This is a genomic window from Brevundimonas intermedia, assembly GCF_004614235.1.
GTDB classification, from domain to species: domain Bacteria; phylum Pseudomonadota; class Alphaproteobacteria; order Caulobacterales; family Caulobacteraceae; genus Brevundimonas; species Brevundimonas intermedia_A.
Genome location: NZ_SPVH01000006.1, coordinates 863610 through 879531 on the forward strand (window position 1 = coordinate 863610; position 15922 = coordinate 879531).

Below are 15922 nucleotides of genomic sequence, written 5' to 3' on the forward strand. Positions count from 1 at the left end.
GTGCGACGCTTGTCGCCCCTTTACGCGCCGGACCGCCAGAAGGTTCATCCATCACGCTATAAAAGTGAAGCTTGCATTGGCGTTCGACGGCCTCATCCTGCGTGACATGACGATCAAGGCTCGCCTTCTTTGCCTGTGCCTCACCGCCTTCGCCGCCGTTGCGGTGGCAGGCGAGGGGCGGGCGCAGACCGCATCGACCCTGACCGCGCCCGTCCAAGCGGCATGGACCCGCGTCCGTTCCGCCCTGACGCCCCAGCAACAGGCCAATGAGGTTCGGGCTTTCATGGCGGCTCTGGCCTCGGCCAATGGTCGGCCGACCCTGCCGCCGCTTGATGCCCGCGACATCGCCTCGGGTCGTGCGGTGTCGCTTGACGACCCCGCCCTGCTGCTGCGCCCACAGGCGCACGAGATCACTCTGACTGTCGGTGGTCAGTTCCTGATCTTCCGCCCCCTGTCGCGCGCCAGCCTGGAGCCGTTTTTCGGTCGATAGGAACAATCGCCGCGACCGAACGGTTGTCAGGGTCAGCCTTCAACACAGGAAGACCCCCATGGCCGATCCCGACACCGACAACGACACGCCCTCGCTCGAAGACGAGGTCGAAGCCAACCGGGCCATCGAACAGGGCCTCGGCGTTGGCGCGCGCGAGCTGGCCGCCCAGCGCGAGCCCGGCGAAAAGGCGTCAGACGATGCAGACCAAGACGACCGGGCCGCCGACCTTTCCGACGGTCGGGCTCAGGTCAAGGATATCTGAGACCCGCTTCAGGGCTCCATCTTGAAGTTGACGGCGAAGCGGATCATGCGGACGGCCAGGGGCGTCGTCGCTGAGCCCGCCAGCCCGCGGTCACCGTCAAGCGGCGGCGTAGATGCTCTGGAACAGCGTCGCGCCGTCGGCCGAGCCTAGTTCGGCCTCGAAGGCGCGGTCCGGGTGGGGCATCATGCCAAGGACGTTGCCGCGCGCGTTCTGGATGCCGGCGATGTCGTTGACCGAGCCGTTGGGGTTGTCGACGTAGCGGAACACGACCTGTCCCTCGCCCTCGATCCGGGCCAGGGTCTCGGCGTCGGCGAAGAAGTTTCCGTCGCCGTTGCCCTGGGTCATCGTGACTTCGGCTTGGCCCTCATAGCCGGCGGTGAAGCGGGTCTGGCCGTTGGCGACGGTCAGGGCGATGGGCTTGCAGACGTATTTCAGGCCCTTGTTGCGCAGCAGGGCGCCGGGCAGCATTCCGGCCTCGCACAGGATCTGGAAGCCGTTGCAGATGCCGACCACGGCGACGCCGTCGTCCGCCGCCTTCTTCACCGCCTGCATCACCGGCGATTGGGCCGCCATGGCGCCGCAGCGCAGATAGTCGCCGTAGGAAAAGCCGCCGGGAATGACGATCAGGTCCAGGCCCGACGGCAGTTCGGTGTCTGCGTGCCACACCATGGAGACGGGCTCGCTGGTGGAGCGTTCGACGGCGACCTTGCAGTCGCGATCACAGTTGGAACCGGGGAAGACGATGACGGCTGCGCTCATGGCGCGGCCCTCTAGCACCGTTTTCGGGAAATGTCAGTGCGCGGGTTCGAGAAGACCTAGGCGCGTTTCGATCCGGCCGAGACGGGCGTCGTGACGATCGACGATCTGATAGATGTTCGCGATGTCCTGACCCAAGCCAGTGATGTGGGTTCGGATAGCCTGAAGCTCGCCCTTCACGTCCCGGATGTCCGCTTTCACGGATCCGAGGTCGTGCTGCATGGACTTCAGCACTTCGTAGATCAGGTCATTGGTCACTTCGGCCATGTCTCATCCTAACAGAATCGCTGGCGGAGTGAAACGCTCAGGTTGAAGCCGTCACGCGCGACCGACCCGTCAGCCAGGCGATCAGGAAGATGGCGAACCCGCCCAGCGACAGGCCCACGCCGACCCAAGCGGTCGAGGTCCAGCCGTAACCCGCCGCGATGGCCATGCCGCCCAGCAGGGGGCCGATGGCGTTGGCGGTGTTGAAGGCCGAGTGGTTCAGCGCAGCTGCCAGGGTCTGGGCGTCGCCGGCGACGTCCATCAGTCGCGTCTGCAACACCGAGCCCAGGCCGCCGCCTCCGCCGATCAGGAAGACGACGCCCATCACGGCCCACAGATTCGACGCCGCCATGGGATACAGCGCCAGAGCCGCCGCGCTCCACAGCAACAGGCCGCCCGCCGCCTTGAACCCCACATGGTCGGCCGCCCAGGCGCCCAGGATGTTGCCCAGGAACATGCCGACGCCGAAGACGGCGAAGACCCAGGGCAGCACCTCGGCCCCCACGCCCGTCACCGCCTGCAGCGTCGAGGCCAGATAGGCGTAGACCGCAAACATGCCGCCGAAGCCGACGGCGCCGACGCCCAGCGTCAGCCAGACCTGTCCCCGCTTCAGCGCGCCCAGCTCTCGCCAAGGGCTGGCGTCGGGGTGGGCCGGATCGCGCGGGGCGAACAGGGCGACCAGCGCCATGGTGATCACCGCCAGCACGCCCACGATGGCGAAGGTCCAGCGCCAGCCATAGGCATGGCTGATGATGTTGACGACGGGCACGCCCAACACCGTCCCGACCGTCAGCCCCATCAGGATGGTCGAGACGGCGCGTGTGCGGAAATGCAGCGGCACGATGGAGGCGGCGACCAGGGCCGCCACTCCGAAATAGGCCCCGTGGGGCAGGCCGCTGAGGAAGCGGAACACCAGCATCCAGCCGTAGGTGGGCGCCAAGGCGCTGAGCACATTGCCGACGGCGAACAGGGCCATGAAGCCGATCAGCAGATGCCAGCGCGGCAGCCGCGCCCCCAGCACCGCCAGGATCGGCGCCCCCACCACGACGCCTGCGGCATAGGCGCTGATGACATGGCCGGCGGTCGGCGCATCGACGCCCAGGCCTGCGGCGAAGTCGGGCAGGATGCTCATGGCCGCGAACTCGGTCACGCCGATGGCGAACCCACCCATGGCCAGGGCGATCAGCACGAGTGCGACCGCCCCGCGCGAGCGGATGGGAAGGGCGGTGTCGAGGGCGGCGTCTGTCATGTTGCGCTGCAAACTAATCAGCGTTCATGACACCACAAGGGCGGCCGGCCGATCAGCCCTTGTTTTCGTAGGTCGCCGTGATCGACGCCTTGGCGAGGGTGTGGAAGTGCAGATTGAAGCCGAACACGGCGCCCGAGTTGTCGGCCGTGACGTCCAGGCTTTCCACATCCACGGCGAAGACGGTGAAGATGTAGCGGTGCGGACCATGGCCGGGAGGCGGGGCGGCGCCGCCGAAGCCGGCCTGTCCATAGTCGGTGCGGCCCTGGATGGCGCTGTGCGGCAGGTGGCCGCCGGACGATCCGGCCCCGCTGGCCAACTCGGTCACATCGGCAGGGATGTTGGCCACGGTCCAGTGCCAGAAGCCCGAGCCGGTCGGCGCATCGGGATCGTAGCAGGTGATCGCATAGCTCTTGGTGCCCTCCGGCGCCCCGGACCAGGCGAGGTGCGGGGACAGATTGCCCTTGGCGTGAACCTGGGCGTCCGGCAGCACGCCGCCGTCCTGAATGTCGGTGGAGGTGAGGGTGAAGGTCATTGGCGCTCCGTCAATCAAGCCGTCTGCTAAACTGGCGTCGATGTCGAAGGATGCAACCGTCTCCTCCCCCATGAAATGGGGAGGAGACGACAGATTTTAAGTCGCCTCGATGCGGTAGCTTTCGATCACCGTATTGGCGAGCAGTTGCTCGCACATTTTCTTGGCTTCGGCCTGCGGGTCTTCGGCGCCGGTGAGGTCGAACTCGATCAGCTTGCCGACGCGGGCGTTCGAGACGCCCGACCAGCCCAGACCCTGCAGGGCGCCTTCGACGGCCTTGCCCTGGACGTCCAGGACGCCGGGCTTGAGGAAGACGTGAACCTTGATTTTGGCCATCAGCCGTTGCCTTTCATGAAGGGGGTGAAGTCGGACCATTGTTCGATGCGGAAGGCTCGAACATCCCGAACACATTGTGGGAACCACGTCAGCGCCTTCAGCGCGTTCATGGTTTGAAGCAGATTAGCCAGGTCCTCGACCTCGGTGACGTAGACGCTGCCCTGGATGCGAGCGAAGCCGTAGCGCTTGAGCGTGCGGCCGATCTCGTCATAGGCCTGGGTCACGCCTTTCGGGTGGACGGCTTCCGTTTCTGCCACCGCCAGGTCGAAAGCGATGGCGAACATCAGGCCCTGGGATCCTGTCGGGCGGCAGCGGCGGGATAGGTCAGTTCCTCGCCGCTTTGGACGACACGAATCCTAACCCTGTCGTCGCCGCTGGGACCGAGGATTTCGTAAAGGGGGCCTTCTGCGCCGAAGTGGCGAAACCGTGCGACGCCCGTCATATCGACGTCGTGGGCGAACACGGCTCCGGTCTCTTCGACGCTGCTCATCAATGCAGGCCGCCCTGGATCACCGTCGGCATGCCTTTCATGATGCCCAGGCGACGCGCGACTTCGGTATAGCTTTCGATGACATTGCCGAGATCGCGGCGGAAGCGATCCTTGTCCAGCTTCTCGCCGGTGGTTGTGTCCCACAGGCGGCAGCTGTCGGGGCTGATCTCGTCGGCCAGCAGCACGCGGCTGAAGTCGTTTTCCCAGACGCGGCCGAACTCGATCTTGAAGTCGACCAGGGTGATGCCGACCGCGCTGAACATGCCCGACAGATAGTCGTTCACGCGCACGGTCATGGCCAGCATGTCGTCCAGTTCCTGGGTCGAGGCCCAGTTGAAGGCGGTGATGTGCTCTTCGGTGACCATCGGGTCGTTGAGCTCATCCTTCTTGTAGTAGAATTCGATGATCGAGCGGGGCAGGGGCGTGCCTTCCTCGATGCCCAGGCGCTGGCTCATCGAGCCGGCGACGATGTTGCGGCAGACGACTTCCAGCGGAATGATCTCGACTTCGCGGATCAACTGCTCGCGCAGGTTCAGGCGTTTGATGAAGTGGTTGGTCACGCCGATGCCGTTCAGGCGCGACATGATGAATTCGCTGATCTGGTTGTTGACCACGCCCTTGCCTTCTAGGACCGCCTTCTTCTGCGCGTTGAACGCGGTGGCGTCGTCCTTGAAATACTGGATCAGGGTGCCGGGCTCGGGTCCTTCGTACAGGATCTTGGCCTTGCCTTCGTAGATCTTCTTGCGCTTGCTGTTCATGGTCCGGTCCCGGCTTACGGGCGCCCTCCAGAAACAAAAATCGCGCGGCCATTTTTGGATGGGGAAGACCCGGTCCTGGCGGCGCGTTTCGGAATCGTTCGGGCAGTCAATCTCGTTCGGCGTCTCCTTAGCCGAAGGCGGGCCTCGATACAAATGAGGATGGCGACGCGCGGATTGGATGGGGACAGGATGTCCACCCGACTGAAGTCAGGTTGCGTTCATGGACGGGCGGTCTATAGACGGCGCTTGCCCCGACGTTAGCGGGGTGGACGGAGCTTTGCTGAGCGAAATGACGACCTTCGACGATCGGGAAAAGGCCTTCGAGGCTAAATACGCCCTCGATCAGGAGCAGGAATTCAAGGCCATCGCCCGGCGCAACCGGATGCTGGGCCTGTGGGCTGCCGAAAAGATGGGCCTGTCGAGCGAGAGCGCGGATCAATACGCCGCCGCCGTCGTGCGCGCCGATTTCGAGCAGCCGGGCGACGAGGACGTGTTCCGCAAGGTCGCCGGCGACTTCAAGGCCTCGGGCCTGTCGGTGTCGGAAGGTGAGATTCGCTCCAAGATCGACGAGCTGGCCTCGATCGCCCGCGAAGGCATTCGCGCCGGCGAATAAGTCCTAGGCCTTCGGGCTGATCCGAGAATTCGAAAGGGCCGCACCCGGGGGAAAGTGCGGCCCTTTCTTTTCGCCGGGGACGTTGGGGGATGTCTTACCCGGCGTAGTGTGCGTCTCGCGCCCTTGAAGAACACGAGCGCCGAGATTTGGTTTCAGGCGTTCCCGCCCGAAACCAAATTATTTTTTACGGCATCAGAACCGTGTCCACGACGTGGACCACGCCGTTGGATTGACCCACGTCGGCCTGGGTGATGGTGGACGTGCCGCCCTTGGCGTCGGTGATGACCCAGGTGTTGTTCGGGCCGGCCGAAACCTTCAGCTCTTCGCCCTGAACCGTCTTCAGCGTGGCGGTTCCACCGTTGGCCTGGGCCTGGGCGGCGATGTCGGCGGCCGTCAGGCGACCGGCGACCACGTGATAGGTCAGGATCTTGGTCAGGTCGGCCTTCATCGCCGGCTGCATCAGGCTGGTGCGCGTCGCCTCGGGGATCTTCTCGAAGGCGGCGTTGTCAGGCGCGAAGACGGTGAAGGGGCCGGGGCCCTGCAGCGTCTCGACCAGACCGGCGGCGGTCACGGCCGACACCAGGGTGCTGAGGTTCGACGCCTTGGACGCATTGGCGACGATGGTTTCGTTGGGGCTCATGGCGGCGCCGCCGACCATCGGATCGGTCGCGGGGGCCATGGCGGCGCCTTCGGCAGGAGCCATGGCGGTCGATTCCGCCGGGGTCGTGGCGGCCGGTTCGTTGTTGCCACAGGCGCCCAGCGCCATCAGCGCGCCACCGGATACGGCGACGAGCATGAGATTGCGAAGATTGGTCATTGTGTTTCGTTCCCTTTGGGCCGCTCTCAAGGCGGTAACGGGAATGTTACGCGCGAAAGCGCACAATGGATGCATGCCGCGCGACAAGACATCGCAGCTTCACCATTCAGTCTTCGAACACCACCGTCTTTGTGCCGTGCAGCAAAACGCGGTCTTCCAGGTGGCGACGCACGGCGCGCGCCAGGACGCGGCGCTCGATATCTCTCCCCTTGCGGATCAAATCTTCGGGCGTGTCGCGGTGGCTGATCCGTTCGACGTCCTGTTCGATGATGGGGCCTTCGTCCAGGTCGGGGGTGACGTAGTGGGCGGTGGCGCCGATCACCTTCACCCCGCGCGCATGAGCCTGATGGTACGGCCGGGCGCCCTTGAAGCCGGGCAGGAAGGAGTGGTGGATGTTGATGCAGCGTCCCTCCAACTTGCGACTGAGATCGTCGGACAGGATCTGCATATAGCGCGCCAGCACGACCAGCTCGGTGCCCGTCTCCTCGATCAGCCGCAGCAGTTCGGCCTCCTGCGCCGGCTTGTCCGCGGCGCTGACCGGCAGGTGATGGAAGGGCAGATCGCCCAGATCGACATGGCCGATCTGTTCGCGGGGATGGTTCGACACGACCGCCGTCACCTGCATTGGCAGTTCATCGATGCGCCACCGGTAAAGCAGGTCCGCCAGGCAGTGATCGAACTTGGAGGTCAGGATCATCACCCGGCGCGGCGCGGAACCGCGCAGGGTCCAGTCCATGGCGAACCGCTCGGCTAACGGTGCGAAGGCTGCGCGGATCGCCGCCTCCGGATCGCCGTCCGCCGGTTCGAACACCACCCGCATGAAGAAGGTGGCGCTGGAGGCGTCGCCGAACTGTTGCGCGTCGGAGATGTTGGCGTCCCGCTCCAGCAGGAAGGCGGAAACGGCGGCGACGATGCCGTGGCGGTCGGGGCAGGATAGGGTCAGGATCATCTGGCGGCAGGCTTATCCGGGGAGAAACTTCCCCAGTATGGCCCAGCTGTCCGCCTTTGCCGACAAGGATATTGCATGGGCCGGGCTGGACGACGGCAGATCGACCAGGGCGACGCCCTCCAGATCGCGTAAGATTCGCCGGCCTAGCTTGGCCGCCAGCCCGCCGTTGAAGGCCACGGCACGCAGGTTCGGCAGGCTTTCGACCAGACCCCGCAGATCAGCCGCCTCGGGCGAACGGATCGCCGCGTCCAGACTGCCAGACCGTTCCGCCGAGGCGATCACGTCCCACAGACCGACGCCGCGCGCCTTCAAACGTTCCAGCCGTTGCTCATAGGGCAGGGCGGCCAGGTCCTCGCCCAGCACGCCGCCGATCAGCGGCCAGAAACCGTTGCGCGGATGGGCGTAATAGCGTGCGGCGGCCAGCGAGGCCGCACCCGGCAGGCTTCCAAGGATCAGAACCTGGGCATCCGGGGCGACGACGGGTTCAAAGGCGCGCTTTCGCCCGGCGTCGGTCATTTGACCGGCGGGTCGTCGCGCAGCCAGCCGGTGATCGAGCGTCGCTTGCCGCCGGCGTATCCCGCCACCGGCGCGACGGAGTGCATGCGGGGCGTCTTGAACACGGTCCAGACGTTGAAGCCGGGTTTGAGGCCGCGCTCGATGTCGCCGTTCGCATCGTGGAACATCAGCTGACCGCCCCAATCCGAGCGCCAGTCGCGCGAGAGGCCCAGCGTATAGGCCGCACGACGCTGACCCTGATCGGTGTCGTCGTGCAGGGTCAGGAAGTCGCCGGGGCGAAACCAGGTGGCCTGGGCGTCGATCTTCGTCAGGGCGGTCTCGCCGGTGACCGCCTTGGCGAACTCGATGAAGGGGGTGTCGTTGAAGAACTGGATCAGGACGTGGGTCGCATGACCTGGGTCCTGACCCGTCAGGAAGACCTTGATGACGGGATAGGCCAGATAGACGAAGGAGAAGCCGTCGCGGCCCTTGTGCAGGGCGGCCTGGACGCGCGCGTTCAGTTCGTCCCGGCCCAGCGCCGCCATCTCTTGTGGAGATATCAACTCCCCGCCCTTCGCCGTGGGCAGGGCGAGGCTCCAGGCCGTGTCGTGTTCCAGCGCCAGCGCCAGCCATTCGGCGCTGGCCTCATCCAGCAGGTCTGGCACCTGCACCATGCCGTCGCGCGCATAGGCCGCCGCATAGTCGCGGGGGTCGAGCCGGGGATTGAGCCGGATCGTGCGCTCGCTCATGGCCTTTAGTCTCCGAACACCCGCTTGAACACCACGTCCACGTTCTTGGTGTGATAGTCGAGGTCGAACAGGGCTTCCAGTTGTTCGGCGGGCAGGGTGACGCGCGCGTCGGCCTTCAGGAAGTCGATGAAGACCCCTTCGCCGCGCCAGACCTTCATGGCGTTCTCCTGCACGGCGGCATAGGCGTCTTCGCGCGAGATGCCCGCCTGGGTCAGGGCCAGCATGACCCGTTGCGAGTGAACCAGACCGCCGAGGCGGTCGATGTTCTTTTGCATGTTCTCAGGATAGACGTTCAGCCGTTCGACCACATTGGCCAGGCGTTGCAGGGCGAAGTCCAGGTGGATGGTGGCGTCCGGGCCGATGCCGCGCTCGACCGACGAGTGGCTGATGTCGCGCTCGTGCCACAGGGCGACGTTCTCCATCGCGGGCGTCACGGCCGAACGGACCAGACGGGCCAGGCCGGTCAGGTTCTCGGTCAGGATCGGGTTGCGCTTGTGCGGCATGGCCGACGAGCCCTTCTGGCCCTTGTCGAAGAACTCTTCCGCTTCCAGCACCTCGGTGCGCTGCAGGTGACGGATCTCGACGGCGAGGCGTTCGACCGAACTGGCGATGACGCCCAGGGCGGCGAAGAAGGCGGCATGGCGGTCGCGCGGGATGACCTGGGTCGAGACCGGCTCGACCTGAAGCCCCATCTTGTTGGCGACATATTGCTCCACCGCCGGATCGACGTTGGCAAAGGTGCCGACGGCGCCGGAGATGGCGCAGGTGGCGATCTCTTCCTTGGCGGTGATCAGGCGGCGCTTGGCGCGCTGGAACTCGGCATGATAGCCGGCCAGCTTCAGGCCGAAGGTCACCGGCTCGGCATGAATGCCGTGGCTGCGGCCGACGGTCGGGGTGTATTTATGTTCCTTGGCGCGGGTCTCCAGCGCGGCCAGCACCCGGTCGACGCCGTCGATCAGCAGGTCCGACGACCGGGCCAGCTGGACCGCGAAACAGGTGTCCAGCACGTCCGACGAGGTCATGCCCTGGTGCAGGAAGCGGGCTTCCTCGCCGACGATTTCCGACACATGGGTCAGGAAGGCGATGACGTCGTGTTTGGTGGTGCGCTCGATCTCGTCGATGCGGTCCGCGTCGAAGGTCGCGTCCTTGCCCTTGGCCCAGATGGCGTCCGCTGCGTCCTGCGGGATGACGCCCAGCTCGGCCATCTTGGTGGCGGCGTGGGCCTCGATCTCGAACCAGATCTTGTACTTGGTCTCTTGCGACCAGATGGCGGCGGCGACGGGGCGGGAATAGCGCGTGATCATGGGCCGGTCGTGTCGGTCTCAAGGGCTTCAGAGTCAAGGTTCGTCGCTTGACTTCCCGCCGGCCTGTCCCAGATCATCGACCTAGAGGACGACCTCTCCCTTCATCGGGCATGACCGCCGGGACGACCCGGCTCGCCATGCAAGGGAGAACGTCATGGCCTGGATATTCCTTCTTTTCGCCGGCCTACTCGAAGTCGTCTGGGCTTTTTTGATGAAGGCGTCGGCCGGTTTCACCAAGCCGTGGCCGACCGTCGGCATGCTGGTCTTCATGATCGGATCGTTCGGCCTGCTGTCGATGGCGATGAAAACCCTGCCGCTGGGCACGGCCTATGCGATCTGGACCGGGATCGGGGCGGTGGGCGCCTTCGTGGTCGGGGCGGTCTTCCTGGGCGAGCCGCTGACGCCGCTCAGGATCGCCGGGGTGACGCTGATTGCCTCGGGCCTGGTTGTGCTGAAGCTGGCGTCCAGCCATTGATGGTCGCCACGTTTCCAAGGTGAGGACGACATGGAACTGGTGATCGGCGACAAGGCCTATTCGACATGGTCGTTGCGACCCTGGCTGGTGCTGAAACACTGTGGCGCGTCGTTCGACGAGATCGTCGTGCCGCTGAACCAGCCGGACACTGATCGCCGCCTTCGTGAGCATTCGCCATCCGGCCTCGTGCCGGTGTTGAAGGTCGATGGCGAGGTCATCTGGGACTCGATGGCCATCGCCGTGTGGGCGGCGGAACGCTATCCCGAGGCGCGGCTCTGGCCCGCCGACGCCCATGCGCGCTGGCTGGCGCGGTCTGCGGCCTGCGAGATGCACGGCGGTTTCAGCGCCTTGCGGACCGCCTGTTCGACGGGCCCCGATCACTGGATGGTCGGCCCCAGCCGGGCCCCCGCGCCGCAACATCCGGGATTGGACAAGGATCTGCGCCGCATCGTCGAACTGTGGCGCGGCATGCGCGACCGGTTCAGGGGCGGCGGGCCCTATCTGTTCGGAGAATGGTCTGTGCCGGACGCCTTCTTCACGCCGGTCGCTGCCCGCATTCGCCATTTCCAGCTGGACTTGGCGACCCACGGCGATGACGGGACGGCCCAGGCCTATGCTGACACCCTGCTGGCACATCCGGATTTTCTTCAGTGGGAGGCCGACGCCTTGGCTTCGACGGGGGCTTAACGGGCGAAAACCATCCCGGCTGACGCGGCGTTAAGCGGACGCCGTTATCCGTTGGGAATGAAAAGCCCGACCCTCCCGACCGATCCGACCGAAACCGCGTCGCGCGGCATTCATCCGGTCATGGGTTATGGTCTTGCGGCCCTGATCGGCGCGGCCTTCTGGGCCAGCCTGCTGTTTACGGTCTTCTAGCGCGCGCCGGCGACGGTGGTCGCTTCAGCGATCAGCACCGGCTCGGCTTGAGGCGGAGGCGCGACATAGTCCAGGGTCATGGGCACGGACCGCGCGCCCGACGCCAGGGCGTCCAGCGTCTTCAGCGGGCCGCCGAACAGGCGCTGATAGATCCAGTAGCTGGCCATGACCTTCTCGACGTAATCGCGCGCCTGGGGCACGTCGATGGTCTCGATCAGCAACAGGGGGTCGGCGTCCGGCCCCAGCTTGCGCACCGCCGACAGCATCGGCCCCGGTCCGGCGTTGTAGGAGGCCACGGCCCGCAGCAGGTCGCCCTGGAAGGCCGGCAGGGCCAGCATCCGGTTGATGTAGGTCTGGCCCAAACGCATGTTCACCGCCGGGACCAGCAGCTTGGACGGGTCGGAAACGAAGGTGCGATCCCCCGTCATCTCGGCCGCCGTCGTCGGCATCACCTGCATCAGCCCATAGGCGCCGACGCTGGAGCGGGCGTTGGGATTGAAGTCGGTTTCCTTCAGCGCCAGCGCATAGACCAGCGCCTTCTCGATGACGAAACCGCCTTCGGGCGCAAGGTCCGGCATCGGATAGCGTGTGGCGTCGATGCGCGTCGCATCCGCATTGCCGACAGGCATGATGGCGCGCGCCAGGGCCGTCCACATCTTGGCGGCGTCGCCGACGGCGGTGCGCAGGCCGGAACGCAGCTCGGTCTCGGCGTCGGCGCGCCGTCCGACCTCGTAGAAGGCGACGGTGCGCTTGGCGCGGGCGTCGGCCTGGACGAAGGCTTCCAGCGCGGTCGGCTCGACGACGGCGCTCTGGGGCACATAGGCGGCGCGGCGCAGGCGCGGCTCGGCCTCATAGGCGCGCGGGCCCATGTTCTCGATCGTCGGCTCCTCGCCCAGCTGACGCAGGGCGATCTGGCCATAGAAGGTGGCGGGCCACTGGGCCGACAGGCGCAGATAGTCGGTCACCCGATCCTGACGGCCCGACTGGCCGGCCGCGCGCGCGGTCCAGTAGGCGGCGCCGGCGCGAACCCAGGGGTCTTCGGTGGGATCGTTGGCGACGCGTTCGAAGGCGGCGAAGGATTCGTGGAACTGGCCCAGCCGCCATTCGGCCAGGCCGACCGTCCACCAGTCGCCGATCTGGCGGCCCATGGCCGAGGCGCCGGTCAGGTCGTCGTTGTTGTAGGCGACGCGCGCCGCCTTCGCCGGATCGTCGACCCCGCCGCCGCCCGAGACAGCCGTCACCAGACTGTTCCAGGTGCGACCGATCACGCCGCCGGGCCGCACCGGCTCGGGCGCGCCGTCGGGCCGGCGACGCAGGGCCAGCGTATAGACGCGGTCCGCGCACGGCAGGTCGGAATAGGTCTCCAGCCAGGCCGTCAGCTCTTCGTAGGTGGCGACGTGGTCGGGGTGGAACAGGCTTTCGAACTCGACCTGACCCAGCAGGACCCGGTCCTGCGCCTGGCGCGCCGAGGCGCGGGCGGTCTCGATGTCGCCGCGTCGCAGGGCGTCGAAGGCGGTGGTGTAGGAGATGCGGTCCGCAGAGCTGAGCGCAGAGAGTCGATTGGAACCGGCGCTCGATTCGGCGGTTAATGCGTAAGGCGTTTCGGCGATGGCCGCGCCCGCCAAGGCGCTGAAAGCAATAGTAAGCGTCGGCGCGAGGAACGCGCGGCGGAACAGAAACATAAGCGGCGGCCCCCTCGTTGGCGACGCGCGTCAGATACAGGCGCGTGTATGGCGATCGGTCGTCAGCATGCCAGCATGCCGCGATTAGCCTTGTTCTTCAACCGAGTCCGTTTCAAGGCAAACGGCCAGCGACAGCAGGTCGCTCCACACCTGACGCTTGGCCTGGGGCTGACGCAGCAGGAAGGCCGGATGCAGGGTCGGCATGACGGGGGCGGACACCGCACCCTCCGCCAGACGCCATTCCTTCCAATTGCCGCGCAGCTTCATGATCCCCTCTTCGGCCTGGAGCACGGACTTGGCCGAGGCCGCGCCCAGCAGCAGGACGGCCTTGGGCTGCAACAGAGCGAAGGCGCGCTCGACGAAGGGGGCGCAGACCGACTGCTCCTGCGGGCTGGGCGTGCGATTGCCGGGCGGGCGCCAGAAGACGGTGTTGGTGATGAAGACCTTGTCGGTCAGGCCTGCCGCCGCCAGCATCCGGTCGAGAAGTTGACCGGCCTTGCCGACGAAGGGCTGACCCATCCGGTCTTCGTCCCCGCCTGGGCCTTCGCCGATGATCAGGACCGAGGCGTTGGGATTGCCGCGCCCGAAAACCGACTGGGTCGCGCCCATGCCGCGCAGGGGGCAACCCTCGAACGCCGCGACGGCCGCCGCCAGATCCTGAAGCGTCGCCGCGCCCGCCGCCAGTCGTCGCGCCTCGGCGATGGCGTCCTCGGCGTTGGCGCCGACCAGCGGCATGACGACCGAGGCGGTCGCCTTCTGCACGGCTTTGACCGCCGGCGGCGGGGCCACATGGGTGTGGTCGACGGGCGCATCGCCATAGCAGGCGTCCACCCCCGCATCCCGCCAGAAGGCGAGCAGGCTTTCGACTGCAGCGATGTCATGGGGTTGCGCGTTCATGTCTCGGGCTACCGATAAGCCTTGACCGCCCTCGCGTCACCTTCCGATAAGCGGCATAACCACACAGACAACCGGGATTCAGGGGAAATCATGGCCGAAGAAGCCATCGAAGGCGGCGCGGAGAATGCCCGTCAGGAAGCCATCATCGACAATCTGCCGCCGCTGGAGGCGCTGGACGGCGTCGAACGCGAGGTCATGGAATACGATGTCGTGATCGTCGGCGGCGGCCCGGCCGGCCTGTCGGCCGCCATCCGCCTGAAGCAGCGGGCGGAAAAGGACGGCAAGGAAATCACCGTCGCCGTGCTGGAAAAGGCGGCCGAGGTCGGCGGCCATATCCTGTCGGGCGCGGTCATCGATCCCAAGGCGCTGAACGAGCTGTTCCCCGACTGGAAGGAACGCGGGGCGCCGCTGGAGACGCCGGTCACCAAGGACAGATTCCTGCTGCTGGGTCCGCAGGGCGAGGCGTCCCTGCCTATGCCCCTGTTGCCGCCCTTCATGCACAACCATGGCTGCTACATCGCCTCGCTGGGCAATGTCACCCGCTGGCTGGGCGAGCAGGCCGAGGCCCTGGGCGTCGAGGTCTATCCCGGCATGGCCGCCAGCCATGTGGTCTGGGAAGAGGAGACGGGTCGGGTCAAGGGCGTGGTCGCCGGCGTGTTCGGCATCGACCGCGAGGGCAAGCCGACCGACGATTTCCAGCCGGGCATCGAATTGCACGGCAAATATGTCTTCATCGCCGAGGGCGTGCGCGGCTCCCTGGCCAAGACCATCATCGCCAAGCACAGGCTCCAGGACGGCAAGTCGCCCCAGAAATACGGCATCGGCCTGAAGGAGCTGTGGCAGGTGCCCGCCGAACAGCATCAGCCGGGCCTGGCCCAGCACACGACCGGCTGGCCCCTGGACGAACACACCGGCGGCGGCAGCTTCCTGTATCACTTCGGCGACCGCTACGTCGCCGTCGGCTATGTCGTTCACCTGAACTACAAGAACCCGTTCCTGTCGCCGTTCGACGAGTTCCAGCGGTTCAAGCACCACCCGTCCATCGCCCCGCACCTGGAAGGCGGCACGCGCATCTCGTACGGCGCCCGCGCCATCACCGAGGGCGGGTTGCAGTCGATTCCGAAGCTCAGCTTCCCCGGCGGCGTCCTGATCGGCTGTTCGGCCGGCTTCGTGAACGTGCCCCGGATCAAGGGCAGCCACAACGCGATGAAGACCGGCATGCTGGCCGCCGACGCCGCCTATGACGCGGTTCAGGCCGGACGCGGCGGCGACGAACTGGTTGAATACCAGACCGCCTTCGAAAAGAGCTGGGTCTACAAGGAACTGTCGGTCGTCAAGAACGCCAAGCCCCTGCTGAGCAAGTTCGGCACGACCCTGGGCGGAGCGTTCGGCATGTTCGATATGTGGTGCCGGACCCTGCTGGGCGGCTGGTCGCCGATCCCGACGCTGAAGCACGAAAAGACCGACGCCGCCTCGACCGAGCTGGCCGCGAACCACAAGGAAATCCGCTATCCCAAGCCGGACGGAAAGCTGTCGTTCGACAAGCTGTCGTCGGTGTTCATCTCCAACACCAACCACGCCGAGGACCAGCCCGCGCACCTGAAGCTGCTGGACCCGTCCAAGCCGATCCAGGTCAACCTGCCCAAATACGGCGAACCGGCGCGGCTGTATTGCCCGGCGGGCGTCTACGAGGTCGTCTATGCAGACGAGGTCGCCAAGACCGATCCGCGTTTCGTCATCAACGCCCAGAACTGCGTCCACTGCAAAACCTGCGACATCAAGGACCCGTCGCAGAACATCGTCTGGACCACGCCCGAGGGCGGCGGCGGCCCGAACTATCCGAACATGTGACGGAATAACCCCTTCAACCCGCTCATCCCGGCGAAAGCCGGGACCCAGTGCTTTCGCATCGTCCGTGCGTCGGATGACCA

22 protein-coding genes are annotated in these 15922 nt (G+C 66.1%); 7 read left to right on the forward strand and 15 right to left on the reverse strand.

Going from position 1 to position 15922, the window contains the following annotated elements; all coding sequences use genetic code 11:
- The first annotated feature begins 64 nt into the window (after positions 1-64).
- On the forward strand, positions 65-490 hold the full coding sequence (locus EGY25_RS10525; protein ID WP_245159437.1) for a hypothetical protein: 426 nt from the start codon (positions 65-67) through the stop codon (positions 488-490).
- Positions 491-548: 58 nt separating this feature from the next.
- On the forward strand, positions 549-752 hold the full coding sequence (locus tag EGY25_RS10530) for a hypothetical protein (protein ID WP_135194918.1): 204 nt from the start codon (positions 549-551) through the stop codon (positions 750-752).
- 96 nt (positions 753-848) lie between these two features.
- Here EGY25_RS10530 and purQ read toward each other — a convergent pair whose 3' ends face one another.
- The 8 genes from purQ to purC form a co-directional block, all read right to left on the reverse strand.
- Entirely contained in the window at positions 849-1511 is a 663-nt protein-coding gene (purQ, locus tag EGY25_RS10535) for a phosphoribosylformylglycinamidine synthase subunit PurQ (protein WP_135194919.1), read from the reverse strand.
- Between the two features lie 33 nt (positions 1512-1544).
- A complete protein-coding gene (locus tag EGY25_RS10540) occupies positions 1545-1775 on the reverse strand; it encodes a hypothetical protein (RefSeq protein WP_135194920.1) in 231 nt (76 codons plus the stop codon).
- Positions 1776-1812: 37 nt separating this feature from the next.
- Positions 1813-3021: an MFS transporter gene (locus tag EGY25_RS10545; protein ID WP_135194921.1), complete on the reverse strand. Its 1209-nt coding sequence runs from the start codon at positions 3019-3021 to the stop codon at positions 1813-1815.
- A 52-nt stretch (positions 3022-3073) separates the two neighbouring features.
- Positions 3074-3553, reverse strand: a complete 480-nt coding sequence (locus tag EGY25_RS10550; RefSeq protein ID WP_135194922.1) for a YbhB/YbcL family Raf kinase inhibitor-like protein — start codon at positions 3551-3553, stop codon at positions 3074-3076.
- Between the two features lie 96 nt (positions 3554-3649).
- Complete coding sequence (purS, locus tag EGY25_RS10555; protein WP_135194923.1) at positions 3650-3886, reverse strand: phosphoribosylformylglycinamidine synthase subunit PurS; 237 nt, start codon at positions 3884-3886, stop codon at positions 3650-3652.
- On the reverse strand, positions 3886-4170 hold the full coding sequence (locus EGY25_RS10560; protein ID WP_135194924.1) for a virulence factor: 285 nt from the start codon (positions 4168-4170) through the stop codon (positions 3886-3888). Before EGY25_RS10560 ends, purS begins: the two co-directional genes overlap by 1 nt.
- Positions 4170-4376 carry a DUF5397 family protein gene (locus tag EGY25_RS10565; RefSeq protein ID WP_135194925.1) on the reverse strand — a complete coding sequence of 69 codons (207 nt, stop codon included), beginning with the start codon at positions 4374-4376 and terminating at the stop codon, positions 4170-4172. The genes EGY25_RS10560 and EGY25_RS10565 overlap by 1 nt, the downstream gene beginning before the upstream one ends.
- Positions 4376-5134 (reverse strand): phosphoribosylaminoimidazolesuccinocarboxamide synthase, encoded by a 759-nt coding sequence (gene purC, locus EGY25_RS10570; protein ID WP_135194926.1) that lies wholly within the window; start codon positions 5132-5134, stop codon positions 4376-4378. The genes EGY25_RS10565 and purC overlap by 1 nt, the downstream gene beginning before the upstream one ends.
- A gap of 289 nt (positions 5135-5423) precedes the next feature.
- On the opposite strand from purC, the gene EGY25_RS10575 reads away from it, so the two are divergent.
- Entirely contained in the window at positions 5424-5747 is a 324-nt protein-coding gene (locus EGY25_RS10575) for a DUF1476 domain-containing protein (RefSeq protein WP_209308033.1), read from the forward strand.
- A 184-nt stretch (positions 5748-5931) separates the two neighbouring features.
- Here the strand turns inward: EGY25_RS10575 and EGY25_RS10580 are convergent, their stop codons facing one another.
- The 5 genes from EGY25_RS10580 to purB form a co-directional block, all read right to left on the reverse strand.
- A complete protein-coding gene (locus EGY25_RS10580; protein ID WP_135194928.1) occupies positions 5932-6564 on the reverse strand; it encodes a fasciclin domain-containing protein in 633 nt (210 codons plus the stop codon).
- Positions 6565-6670: 106 nt separating this feature from the next.
- Positions 6671-7513: a formyltetrahydrofolate deformylase gene (purU, locus tag EGY25_RS10585; RefSeq protein WP_135194929.1), complete on the reverse strand. Its 843-nt coding sequence runs from the start codon at positions 7511-7513 to the stop codon at positions 6671-6673.
- 12 nt (positions 7514-7525) lie between these two features.
- A complete protein-coding gene (locus tag EGY25_RS10590) occupies positions 7526-8029 on the reverse strand; it encodes a DNA-deoxyinosine glycosylase (RefSeq protein ID WP_135194930.1) in 504 nt (167 codons plus the stop codon).
- Positions 8026-8757, reverse strand: coding sequence for a 2OG-Fe(II) oxygenase (locus EGY25_RS10595; protein ID WP_135194931.1), 732 nt, complete (start codon positions 8755-8757; stop codon positions 8026-8028). The genes EGY25_RS10590 and EGY25_RS10595 overlap by 4 nt, the downstream gene beginning before the upstream one ends.
- Positions 8758-8762: 5 nt before the next feature.
- Entirely contained in the window at positions 8763-10061 is a 1299-nt protein-coding gene (gene purB / locus EGY25_RS10600; protein WP_135194932.1) for an adenylosuccinate lyase, read from the reverse strand.
- Between the two features lie 154 nt (positions 10062-10215).
- On the opposite strand from purB, the gene EGY25_RS10605 reads away from it, so the two are divergent.
- Genes EGY25_RS10605 through EGY25_RS16860 form a run of 3 tightly spaced genes read left to right on the forward strand, consistent with a single transcriptional unit; the run spans position 10216 to position 11412 of the window.
- On the forward strand, positions 10216-10536 hold the full coding sequence (locus EGY25_RS10605) for a DMT family transporter (protein ID WP_135194933.1): 321 nt from the start codon (positions 10216-10218) through the stop codon (positions 10534-10536).
- A gap of 30 nt (positions 10537-10566) precedes the next feature.
- Positions 10567-11223: a glutathione S-transferase family protein gene (locus EGY25_RS10610; RefSeq protein ID WP_135194934.1), complete on the forward strand. Its 657-nt coding sequence runs from the start codon at positions 10567-10569 to the stop codon at positions 11221-11223.
- A gap of 57 nt (positions 11224-11280) precedes the next feature.
- Positions 11281-11412, forward strand: a complete 132-nt coding sequence (locus EGY25_RS16860) for a hypothetical protein (protein ID WP_280643950.1) — start codon at positions 11281-11283, stop codon at positions 11410-11412.
- Here EGY25_RS16860 and EGY25_RS10615 read toward each other — a convergent pair.
- The gene (locus EGY25_RS10615) at positions 11409-13094 is read right to left on the reverse strand and encodes a lytic transglycosylase domain-containing protein (RefSeq protein WP_135194935.1); all 1686 of its coding nucleotides are present in this window, start codon (positions 13092-13094) and stop codon (positions 11409-11411) included. The genes EGY25_RS16860 and EGY25_RS10615 overlap by 4 nt on opposite strands.
- A gap of 84 nt (positions 13095-13178) precedes the next feature.
- Positions 13179-13991: a uracil-DNA glycosylase gene (locus EGY25_RS10620; RefSeq protein WP_135194936.1), complete on the reverse strand. Its 813-nt coding sequence runs from the start codon at positions 13989-13991 to the stop codon at positions 13179-13181.
- A gap of 195 nt (positions 13992-14186) precedes the next feature.
- Between EGY25_RS10620 and EGY25_RS10625 the strand changes: the two genes are divergently transcribed.
- On the forward strand, positions 14187-15842 hold the full coding sequence (locus EGY25_RS10625; protein ID WP_135195615.1) for an electron transfer flavoprotein-ubiquinone oxidoreductase: 1656 nt from the start codon (positions 14187-14189) through the stop codon (positions 15840-15842).
- Positions 15843-15922 lie beyond the last annotated feature (80 nt).